This is a genomic window from Asticcacaulis biprosthecium C19 (genome assembly GCF_000204015.1).
Lineage (GTDB): Bacteria > Pseudomonadota > Alphaproteobacteria > Caulobacterales > Caulobacteraceae > Asticcacaulis > Asticcacaulis biprosthecius.
This window is the reverse complement of the sequence record NZ_GL883080.1, coordinates 469,912-479,373: the sequence shown is the minus strand read 5'-3', so window position 1 is coordinate 479,373 and position 9,462 is coordinate 469,912. Positions and strand designations below refer to the sequence as shown.

The following is a 9,462-nucleotide window of genomic DNA, read 5'->3' as shown; positions in this document are numbered from 1 at the left end:
AAGGCGACAGATTTGATCATGACAGTTCTCCCGGAGGTAGCGGGAAGGTAGGCCATGGCCGCAGCCTGGCCTACTTACAAATGCTGTCAGACAGACGTGCTTGTCGGCACATGGGCCCAGAATTCGACCTCGACCGTGGCGCCATAGGCCAGGCTGCTGACGCCGAAAGCGGTACGCACCGGCAGTTGAGCCGGGTGGAAATAGGTCTTGTACAGGCGGTTGAACTCACCCCACTTGTCGATCTCGGTCAGCATGACCGTGGCCTTGAAGACATGCTCAAGTCCCAGGCCGTATTTCTTCAGGATGTCGGCCGTGTTGCTCATGATGAAGCGGACTTCGTTGTCAAAGCCCTCGGCCAGCTTGCCCTTGTCGTCGAGCCCGATCATGGCCGACAGGTACAGGACATTTCCGACCTGGACCGCTTCGGAAAACGGCGAACGCGGATGCGGATGCAGGAAATAGGTGATCCCGTCAGCCGGGATCGGGTTGATCGTTGGGCGGTCTTCTACATTGCTCATAGGTGTATCCTTTGCCCGGCTTTTAGCCAGTTTCGCGAAGCTTGGCCACGAAAAAACAAAGGCCCCGCCGGGTAATCCAGCGGGGCCTTGAGAGTCAGCTTGTCCCGTCGGATCAGGTCTGGGTGTCGATCTTTTTCGCCTGGCCAGCCGACCAGACATAAAGGCCCACCACGATCACCACTGCCATGGCAAACGCGATAATCGTGCCCAGGTGCTCATCCACCGCCGCCATGAAGGCCAGCGGAGTTTCCTTCTGGGTGATGACGATCAGCAGGGCGTGGGCGACGTTGAACAGACTTTCACCGACGATGAAACCCGACGCCACTAGCACACCCAGACGTTTGGCGATCGCGCCCCAACTGCGTTTGCTGACGGTTTTTTCGTAGATCCAGCCCGAGACGGCACCCACGACGACGGGCGCGGTCACAGCCGACGGCAAGTAGATGGCCAGGCTAACGCCCAGGGGCGGCAGGCTCATCTTGCCGCCGCTGACCTTCTTGACGATGATGTCGACCGCGATCAGCACGGCGCCGATGATCCCGCCGTAACCCAGAAGTTCCCAATCAAGATTGCCGCCGATGACGCCCTTGGCCAGGCTGGCGATCAGGGTCGCCTGCGGGGCGTTGAGAGGTGCGGCGGTAATGGCGGAACGGTTGGGATCGTCCGGGAAGCCATAGGCCTGGTTGAGCAGTTCGAGGACCGGGGGAATGACAATGGCGCCGGCGATAACGCCGATGATCAGGGCGACCTGCTGCTTCCACGGCGTGGCGCCGACCAGCTGTCCGGTCTTCAGGTCCTGAAGGTTGTCATTGCCGACCACTGCAACGGCCAGGACGATGGTCGTCAGGAACAGGATGAAGGCGATAAGAGCTTGTTGTTCATCGGGTCCGGTCAGGCTACGGCCCAGGACACCGACCATCAGAGAGGCGGTCAGGACGGCAAGGATAGCCAGGCCCGAGACTGGGGAGTTGGACGAACCGATCAGGCCGGCCATATAGCCGCAAACCGCAGCGGCGATCAGGCCCGCTACGAGAGCAAAGGCGACACCGGCGCCGACCAGAGGAATCAGCAGCGGCTGCAGGGTACCGCTTTCCTGGATGAAGTGAGCCAGCAGCCAGCCGACCGGCACCATGCAAGCCAGGATAATAATGCCGACCGTGTTGACCGGCAGGTCTCGATCGGTGCGCGGCACCTCGCCATCGCCACGCTTGACCGCGGCATTGGATTCTAGAGCCGACATGAGTCCCAGCCAGACGGGAACGATCAGCTTGCCCAGGGTCCATAAGGAGGCAACGGCAATGGCGCCGGCGCCCAGCAGGCGGACCTTGGTGCGGAAAACAGCACCGGCGTGCTGAGCAATGGTCGCGCCATCGGCCATCGGGGTGATCGATGTGAGGTAAGGCAGGGCGAAACCGGAGGCAATGATCAGGCCTGTCAGCATGGCAATGCCAACGGTGATGCCCATCAGGTGGCCGGCGCCCATCAGGGCGAGCGAACTGCCGCCCAGCAGGCTGGTGGCTCCAATCTGGCCGTTGACAGCCTTGACCTTCCAGAAGCCGGCTACTTCAGCCGGGATGATCTTGACGGCCGCCGTGAACGCGACAAAGGCCGAGGTCAGCGACCCCATAAGGATGGCCCACAAGCCGGCCTTGCCTTCCTGGGCGCCTTCGCGGGTTGACGTACCGACCTTCAGCACCTCGGCGGCGGCGACGCCTTCCGGGTAAGGCAGGTTCGACTGAACGACCAGGGCTCGGCGCAGCGGCATGGTGTACATGACACCGAGAATCCCGCCCACCGCACAGGCGGCAAAGGTCATGAAGAAGGGCACGTGCGCCCACCAGCCAATGATGATCAGGCCAGGCAGAACGAAAATGACCGACGACAAGGTGCCGGCGGCCGAAGCGATCGTCTGGACGATGTTGTTTTCCTGGATGGTCGCTGACCGGAAGGCCTGCAACAGAGCCATGGAAATGACGGCGGCGGGAATCGACGTGGCGAAGGTCAGGCCGACCTTAAGGCCAAGGTATATCTGTGCCGCCGTGAAAACCAGCGTGATCAGTATCCCTAGAAGAACGCCGCGGACGGTAAATTCCTTGGGATTGGCGGGAAAGCTCATCTGAAACTCCGGTTGTATCTCACGTAACCAGCCGGACTATAGAACGGCGGTTAGCCGATGCAAGGACATTTGTTAACGCACACGTCAGTGCCCGATATGGTCCAGGGTGTCTTTCAACTGCTTTTGCAAGGCATCGCCGGAGTCCTGACGCACCCGGCCGTCGACGAAGATCTTCGAGATAATGTCCTTGTATTCTCTATAGTTGCGCAATTCATAGGCCGCGGCCATCTTGTCGGCTGTGGCGCCGTCCGACTTGGCCAGTTGCTCCATGATGGCATGGAAGCGCTTGTAGCGCTCATAGCGGTTGCGCTCCGCCTCGACCGAGGCAAACCAGACGGCCGACCAGGCGATCACGATCAGCGGCAGGATCAGCAGCCCCCATGCGATCATGTCCTCAGGTTTCGACAACATTCTTTTCACCGTCCGTCTTCACTGCAACCGGTGACAAGTTTAACCCGGAAAAGACCAGGTGCCACAAGCCATTCGTGCGTCAGGGGTGTAAATTCCGCGCGATATCACCGATTATCGGAATATTAACCGTGTTGCCGGGTTTTGCGGCCTCAGGCGGTCGGCGCGCTATCCTCTTCCTCCAGGAAGATGGCATCGCAGGTCTGCTGAAAATCCTCCAGAGTGGTGCCGCTGTCCTTCAGCATGTCGGGAAACAGCTCCCCCGCCTTCTGGATATCCGCGGCGACCTCTTCGTCGCTTTCGCCGCTGAACTCCTTGTAGATCTCGACGGCAAAGCCGCGCGCCTTCTGGATGTCCGCCGCGCGGGCACCGGCCTTGCCCTGAGCCACCACCGTATCATAGGTGGCGATACAGCCGATCGAGACTGTCAGCACCTCTTCGGCCGACACCTCGGACTCCGACGGCGCCGCTGCGTCCTGGGCGAAAGCCGGCGCTGTGAACAGGCCCAACAGGACGGCGGCAACAAGATATTTTTTCACGGGTACAGACCTTCAAGACGCCTTTTGCTGAGCGCCCAACTTAGGCTCACTGACACGCGACGCAAGGCCAAAAATTCAGAGCCGCAAAAGATGAGCTGTGGGTTTAGTTCAGCGGTTTGCATTGTTTGGCGCCGGCGTCGAACAGGACTTCGCGCAGCAGATGGTTGGCGTCGCTAAACTGCGCGATGTGCTCCTGAGCCTGCGGATAGTCGGCCGGCCATTTTTTCGGCTTGAACGCGGTAAAGAAGTTGAGCGCGTCCTTGGTCTCGCCGCAAACCTTGTCGGCCAGATTGCGCCCGCCAGCTTTCTGGAAACTGGCCAGGGCCCAGCAGGTGTGGGCAAAGCCCTTGGTCCACTGTTCCGGGCCAAACAGCATGCCTGATCCGATCTGGTCGCGGATTTGCGTGCAGGCAGCATTGACGGCAACCATCTGTTGCGTCAGTTCGGCCTGGACCTCGTCCAGGTCCTTGCCGCCGCCCGGTTGATAGCTGTAGACGAAGGCGTCCCAGGCACCGAGAAACGCGGCGTTGTTGGCGGACAGGGTTTCCCAGTCCTGAGGCTTGGGCGGATAGGCCTGCGCCGGTGCGGCGCACATCAGGGAGATGGTGCTCAGCAGAGCCAGGGCGAGTTTGCGCATGACGTGTATCCGGTCTCCGGGTCAGTTGAAGGACAGCAGGTCGCGGGCCTGCAGAAGATTGTCGATATCGGCGTCGTTGCAGCCCTGGGCACGGGCGGCCTCGATCAGGGCGTTACGCGAGAGGCCCGGATCGAAGCTGCGCTTTTCGCCGTCGCAACGCGCGTACAGGACGCCCCACGATCCGGTCGTGGCCGGCGCCTTTTCCTGCGACGGCGGGGTCAGACGCACGGGCTTGGTCACCGGGGGCGGGGGATAAGGGCCGGTCTGGGCGTTTTGGCCGGTCTGGGCGTCCTGGCTGGCCTGGGCGTTCTGGCCGGCCACAGTCTTGCGAAACGCCAGGGGCGACTCCTCGGCCACCTTGAAACCCTGCGCCCGGTCGCAGCCCCCTGCCCGCTCATCCATCAGGCCGACCGTCGCCAGTTCCTGGGATCCGGCCAGCGCGTCCGCCGCGACCACCTCGGGCGTTTCCACGGTAAGGCCGCGCAACTCCAGCAGCCGCGTGCGCGCCATGGTCGCGGCCTGGCTGCGCGGGGATGAGGGACGCGCCGAAATGACACCGTAAACCGCCGCGCAGGTCAGGGCATCCGTCGCCGGTGCGGTCGCGGACACGGCGCCGGCCGGTTGGGCCAGCGCGAGCAAAGCGGTCACCACGAGCAGGTGATGCGGAAAAAAGACCGGATGTCTGCGGCAGTTGCCGGTCATGGCAGGTTTACTCCGGCGGCCCTGGCTTCGGCGATCGCGGTGTCGACGTCGGTGGCGCAAGCGCGCGCCATGTCACGATAGGCAGTGTCGGTAAAGTCAAGGCTGCGTATCCGGGCGCGTGCCGCATCCATCTCGTCGATCAGCGCCGCGTCTGATAAGCCGCTCAGGCCCTGGTACAGATCCCCCAGGCGCGTCGACTGGGCATACAGTTGTGCCGTGTCATCGGCGGTATTGCCGTCCAAATCAGCGACAATGTCATGGATGGCCTTGCAGTCGCGCGCCGCCTCCGCGAGGTGCGCAGCGCGATCTTCAGCCGCCCCTGCTGCCATTGGCGTCACGCCCCAAAAGGCCGTGATAAAACAGATATATAAACGTCGCATCGCCATGGTCATAACTCCTGAAAAGTCTTAATCCGCCAAGGGTTCCAGGATATCGATCGCCGTCACCAGGGCTTCGATCAGGTCCGAGGGACAGTCGCCGTCGCGCGCCGAAGCGAGGTGGTCCTCGAACTTGTCGTGGAGATAGTCGGCGCCGTACTTGCGGAAATACTCGGCTTTCTCGCTGGACGGATCTTCGGCCGCATCCCGGATCGTGTAGGACATCTCGCTGGCACGCATCTCGAAGTCATCGGCTATGGCCTGGCATTGCGCGGTCATCCCGCCATCATCGGCTTCGGCCGTCTCGTGCATTTCCGGGACGTCGAGATCCAGGGTGGGACGTATGCCCAGTTCCGCCGCCCGGTTATGTTGGGCGACCATCATGTGGAAATGATGGTCGCAGGCCTTGATCTGTTTATCCAGGTCATATTCACCATTGCCGATATATTTGCGCCAAAGCCCCTCGGTCTCGGCCAGGTTTGCCTCGAGCTCGGCATCGGACTTGCCGCTATACAGACGGTAGACGCCGCGGGCTGTCGCCTGCATCGTCCGCGCTGAGGCGGCCATGGCGGGGCGCTCTTCGGACGCCATGGCGTAGATGGCGTGGCAGTTCTCGGAATTGCGGATCATCTTGTCGACGAAGGCGTCCTCGGCTTCGGTGGCGTGCGCCACACCGCCAAGCGCCATCAGGCCCATCACAATCGCCGCAGCGTACCCGATGTTCACCCGCGCCATCACGACCCCGCCTCCTCGCAAACCTCAGCCGCCAGAACGTGGGTGTCATTGGCAAAGGATTCGACGTCCTTGGACATAGCCAGGAGTTCGCGATGATCGATGCCGTCGATCAGCTTGAACGAGGTGTTGTAGGCCCGCGTCGCCACCGAATCGAGCATGTTCGCCGCCGATCGGAACCCGGAACAGGCCTTGGCGTAGTCGCCGTTGTCGTAGGCGTCGGCGGCTTCCTTGCCGACGGCCATGGCGTAATCATAGTCCGACTGGAGGGAGGCCATGATCCCCTCAGCTTCACTGGACTGGGCAAGGGCCGGCATCGGCAGGACGGCTGCGATGGAAAACGCGGCAATAGCGAGGATGGGAGACTTCATAACACGGTCCGAAACTGCGCAATCTGGATAGCGCAATCCGTAACAGCGTTACAAATCTCTCTCAAGCCGGGATGCGAGGCTTACAGAATTTGTAATCCTCACATAGTTTCAGGCACCGCGGACAGGTTGGCCGCCTACCACCACTTCGACGGCTTGGCCGAGAAACCGGCGGCCTGCTCCAGGGCGGCACCAACGGCAAACACCGTACCTTCGTCCAGCGTTTTGCCGATAACCTGAAGCCCCAGCGGCAGTCCCTGGCTGTCCAGACCAGCCGGCACGCTCATGCCCGGCAGACCGGCCAGGTTGGTCGTCACGGTGAAGACGTCGTTCAGGTACATGGCGACCGGATCGGCGGCCTTGGCCTGGTCGCCCAGCTCAAACGCGGCCGACGGGGTCGCCGGAGTCAGGATGACGTCGCAGCTGTTCCAGGCGTTGATGAAGTCCTCGGCGATACGGCGGCGAACCTTCAAAGCCTTGACGTAATAGGCGTCGTAGAAGCCGGCCGACAGCACATAGGTTCCGATCATGATGCGGCGCTTGACCTCCTTGCCGAAGCCTTCCGAGCGCGACAGCTCGTAGACGTCGGTCAGGCCCTGCGCCTTGTCGGTGCGGTGGCCGTAGCGCATGCCGTCGTAGCGCGCCAGGTTGGACGAGGCCTCGGCCGGGGCGATGATGTAGTAGCACGGCAGGGCGTATTTGGTGTGCGGCAGCGAAATCCTGACGATCTCGGCGCCGGCGTCCTTCAGCCAGGCAATACCCTGTTCCCACAGGGCATCGATCTCGGCCGGGATGCCGTCGAGGCGGTATTCGTCGGGGATGCCGATACGCAGGCCCTTGACCGACTTGCCGACGAAGGATGCGAAGTCCGGCACCGGAACAGTCAGCGAAGTCGAGTCCTTGGCGTCGTGCGAACACATGGACTGCAGCAGGATGGCCGAGTCGGCGACCGTCTTGGTGATCGGGCCGGCCTGGTCCAGCGAGGAGGCAAACGCGACCATGCCATAGCGCGAGCAGCGGCCGTAGGTCGGCTTGATGCCGACGGTGCCGGTGAAAGCGGCCGGCTGACGAATGGAGCCGCCGGTGTCGGACGCGGTAGCGGCCAGGCACAGGTCGGCAGCGACGGCCGACGCGGAACCACCGGACGAACCGCCCGGGGTCAGGGCGGCATTGGAGCCGCGCGACTTCCACGGATTGGTCACTGGGCCCCAGTGCGAGGTTTCATTGGACGAGCCCATGGCGAATTCGTCCATGTTCAGCTTGCCTAACATGACCGCGCCATCGTCCCAAAGATTCTGGGTGACGGTCGACTCATAGGTCGGCACGAAGTTGCTCAGGATGCCGGAACAGGCGGTCGTGCGGACGCCTGCGGTACAATAGAGGTCCTTGATGCCGAGCGGCGCGCCTTCGAGGCGACCGCCCTCGCCTTTCGCCAGCTTGGCGTCGGACGCGGCGGCCTGGGCTCGGGCCTTGTCGAAAGTGGTTTCGACATAGGCGTTCAATGCCGGATTGGCGGATTCGATCGCGCCGATAAAGGCGTCGGTCAATTCGGCCGAGGAAAATTGCTTCGACTTCAGGCCGTCGACCGCGTCTTTCAGGGTCAGATGCGTCAGGTTGCTCATGTTATTCGACCACCTTCGGCACGATGAAGAAGCCTTCCGCCGTCTTCGGCGCATTGGCAACGACCTGGGCGACCTTGTCGCCGTCACTGACCACGTCATCGCGGAGCGGAGTCGGCTGCTCTACGGCGGTGGTCATCGGCTCGACGCCGGCGACATCGACCTCGTTGAGCTGCTCGATCCAGCCCAGAATGCCGCTGAGTTCACCGGACAGGGCTTGCAGACGGTCCTCCGGTTCGCGCAAACGCGACAGGCTCGCCACTTTTTTGACGGTCGCCACATCAATGGCCATCATCGGACTCCTTAAATCTATGGCGAGATCGGTTAGCGTTTAGGTCCTCGTTTGGCAAGATGTATGTCGGCGCCCTGACAGATTTCAGGCCGCGCCCCGGGGAGAGGCGCGGCCTGAACAGGACGGCGGGCGACCTTGCGGAGGAGGATCGCCGCCCGCGGCGTCCTTATCGCTTACCGGTCGTTGCGAGCGTAGGCCGGCGCCGTAGCGCGGGCGTTTTGATGGACCTGGCGCAGGTTGTCGTTTTTCAGATCGGCGACGGCGCTGTTGACCGCGCGGTTCATGCAGTCCTCGTCTTCAGCCAGCACCCAGGACGAGGCATCGCCATCAACGCCGCAGACCTCCGCGGCGATATCACGGATCTTGGTATAGACCGTCTGGGCGCGCTGCTCGGTCTGGAGGTCCGCGGTGTTGAAAACGACCTTCTTGAACACGCGGCCATCGTCGATCGGCAGGACTTCAGCCTGGGCGGCGACAGCGGTGAAGGCAAAAGCCACGGCCGCAACGGCGGCAAAACTACGAACGATTTTCATGTCAGTATTCCTTGTGCAATTCAATGTAACTGACACCGTAGATACACAAGTATAAATTTGAATAAAACAGATTTTTTCTTAAATATTTTCCATGTATTACAAGTATTTAACGACCTTTTGTTTAAAAAAAAGCGCACCAACCAGGCGCGCTTTTCTATTGATTGAAAAATGTGGACGATTACCTTGACGTGGTTTCGCCCTGAGTGGCCGCCATTTGCGTGGCCTCGGCATCGGCACTGTCGAGGCGCGCCAGTTCCGGGCTGCCGATCTGCCGAATGGCCTTCTTCACCGCACTGCGTTCGCAGGCCAGGTCTTCGTTGATGCAGACACGGGCCGCAGCCTTCTTGAGGTCCTTGTAGAAGGCCCGGGCTTCGGTCGGGTTGCTCAGATTGACGCCGCTGAGGCTGACGACTTCTTGCAGCGGGCTGTCCGCGCCGAAATAGATTTGATCTTCCGGCCCCCCGGCGGCGACTGCTGCGCTGGCGGTCAGAGCGGCAATTGCGGAAAAGGCGATGATGGTGATGGTGCGGTTCATGGTGGTGTCCTCCAGTAGGATTGTGTGAAAAAGCGTTGAATTCTGAATACACAAACCTTTAAGTCATTGCACGATGAATATTATTA

Annotated in this window: 13 protein-coding genes; all 13 read right to left on the bottom strand. The window is 61.5% G+C overall.

The window, feature by feature from the left end; genetic code table 11:
• Positions 1 to 86: 86 nt before the first annotated feature.
• The 13 genes from ABI_RS20690 to ABI_RS20630 all read right to left on the bottom strand — a co-directional run bounded on the left by ABI_RS20690 (position 87) and on the right by ABI_RS20630 (position 9,376).
• A complete protein-coding gene (locus tag ABI_RS20690; protein WP_006275025.1) occupies positions 87 to 518 on the bottom strand; it encodes a RidA family protein in 432 nt (143 codons plus the stop codon).
• 112 nt (positions 519 to 630) lie between these two features.
• The gene (locus ABI_RS20685; RefSeq protein WP_006275024.1) at positions 631 to 2,634 is read right to left on the bottom strand and encodes an OPT family oligopeptide transporter; all 2,004 of its coding nucleotides are present in this window, start codon (positions 2,632 to 2,634) and stop codon (positions 631 to 633) included.
• Positions 2,635 to 2,718: 84 nt separating this feature from the next.
• Positions 2,719 to 3,045, bottom strand: a complete 327-nt coding sequence (locus ABI_RS20680; RefSeq protein ID WP_006275023.1) for a hypothetical protein — start codon at positions 3,043 to 3,045, stop codon at positions 2,719 to 2,721.
• Between the two features lie 149 nt (positions 3,046 to 3,194).
• The gene (locus tag ABI_RS20675) at positions 3,195 to 3,581 is read right to left on the bottom strand and encodes a hypothetical protein (protein ID WP_006275022.1); all 387 of its coding nucleotides are present in this window, start codon (positions 3,579 to 3,581) and stop codon (positions 3,195 to 3,197) included.
• Positions 3,582 to 3,684: 103 nt separating this feature from the next.
• On the bottom strand, positions 3,685 to 4,218 hold the full coding sequence (locus ABI_RS20670) for a hypothetical protein (protein ID WP_006275021.1): 534 nt from the start codon (positions 4,216 to 4,218) through the stop codon (positions 3,685 to 3,687).
• Between the two features lie 21 nt (positions 4,219 to 4,239).
• On the bottom strand, positions 4,240 to 4,920 hold the full coding sequence (locus ABI_RS20665; protein WP_006275020.1) for a hypothetical protein: 681 nt from the start codon (positions 4,918 to 4,920) through the stop codon (positions 4,240 to 4,242).
• On the bottom strand, positions 4,917 to 5,306 hold the full coding sequence (locus ABI_RS20660) for a hypothetical protein (RefSeq protein WP_006275019.1): 390 nt from the start codon (positions 5,304 to 5,306) through the stop codon (positions 4,917 to 4,919). Before ABI_RS20660 ends, ABI_RS20665 begins: the two co-directional genes overlap by 4 nt.
• Positions 5,307 to 5,327: 21 nt before the next feature.
• A complete protein-coding gene (locus ABI_RS20655) occupies positions 5,328 to 6,035 on the bottom strand; it encodes a hypothetical protein (protein WP_169313754.1) in 708 nt (235 codons plus the stop codon).
• Positions 6,032 to 6,400 (bottom strand): hypothetical protein, encoded by a 369-nt coding sequence (locus tag ABI_RS20650; RefSeq protein ID WP_006275017.1) that lies wholly within the window; start codon positions 6,398 to 6,400, stop codon positions 6,032 to 6,034. The genes ABI_RS20655 and ABI_RS20650 overlap by 4 nt, the downstream gene beginning before the upstream one ends.
• Positions 6,401 to 6,534: 134 nt before the next feature.
• Entirely contained in the window at positions 6,535 to 8,019 is a 1,485-nt protein-coding gene (gene gatA / locus ABI_RS20645) for an Asp-tRNA(Asn)/Glu-tRNA(Gln) amidotransferase subunit GatA (RefSeq protein WP_006275016.1), read from the bottom strand.
• Position 8,020: 1 nt separating this feature from the next.
• Entirely contained in the window at positions 8,021 to 8,308 is a 288-nt protein-coding gene (gene gatC / locus ABI_RS20640; RefSeq protein ID WP_006275015.1) for an Asp-tRNA(Asn)/Glu-tRNA(Gln) amidotransferase subunit GatC, read from the bottom strand.
• A gap of 173 nt (positions 8,309 to 8,481) precedes the next feature.
• The gene (locus ABI_RS20635; protein ID WP_006275014.1) at positions 8,482 to 8,841 is read right to left on the bottom strand and encodes a UrcA family protein; all 360 of its coding nucleotides are present in this window, start codon (positions 8,839 to 8,841) and stop codon (positions 8,482 to 8,484) included.
• A 178-nt stretch (positions 8,842 to 9,019) separates the two neighbouring features.
• Positions 9,020 to 9,376: a UrcA family protein gene (locus ABI_RS20630; RefSeq protein WP_006275013.1), complete on the bottom strand. Its 357-nt coding sequence runs from the start codon at positions 9,374 to 9,376 to the stop codon at positions 9,020 to 9,022.
• Positions 9,377 to 9,462 lie beyond the last annotated feature (86 nt).

Bases quoted from the DNA above. Each gene is read 5' to 3' on its own strand.
- ABI_RS20690 (WP_006275025.1), bottom strand. From the start codon at position 518: ATGAGCAATGTAGAAGACCGCCCAACGATCAACCCGATCCCGGCTGAC.
- ABI_RS20685 (WP_006275024.1), bottom strand. From the start codon at position 2,634: ATGAGCTTTCCCGCCAATCCCAAGGAATTTACCGTCCGCGGCGTTCTT.
- ABI_RS20680 (WP_006275023.1), bottom strand. From the start codon at position 3,045: ATGTTGTCGAAACCTGAGGACATGATCGCATGGGGGCTGCTGATCCTG.
- ABI_RS20670 (WP_006275021.1), bottom strand. From the start codon at position 4,218: ATGCGCAAACTCGCCCTGGCTCTGCTGAGCACCATCTCCCTGATGTGC.
- ABI_RS20665 (WP_006275020.1), bottom strand. From the start codon at position 4,920: ATGACCGGCAACTGCCGCAGACATCCGGTCTTTTTTCCGCATCACCTG.
- ABI_RS20660 (WP_006275019.1), bottom strand. From the start codon at position 5,306: ATGGCGATGCGACGTTTATATATCTGTTTTATCACGGCCTTTTGGGGC.
- ABI_RS20650 (WP_006275017.1), bottom strand. From the start codon at position 6,400: ATGAAGTCTCCCATCCTCGCTATTGCCGCGTTTTCCATCGCAGCCGTC.
- gatA (WP_006275016.1), bottom strand. From the start codon at position 8,019: ATGAGCAACCTGACGCATCTGACCCTGAAAGACGCGGTCGACGGCCTG.
- gatC (WP_006275015.1), bottom strand. From the start codon at position 8,308: ATGGCCATTGATGTGGCGACCGTCAAAAAAGTGGCGAGCCTGTCGCGT.
- ABI_RS20635 (WP_006275014.1), bottom strand. From the start codon at position 8,841: ATGAAAATCGTTCGTAGTTTTGCCGCCGTTGCGGCCGTGGCTTTTGCC.
- ABI_RS20630 (WP_006275013.1), bottom strand. From the start codon at position 9,376: ATGAACCGCACCATCACCATCATCGCCTTTTCCGCAATTGCCGCTCTG.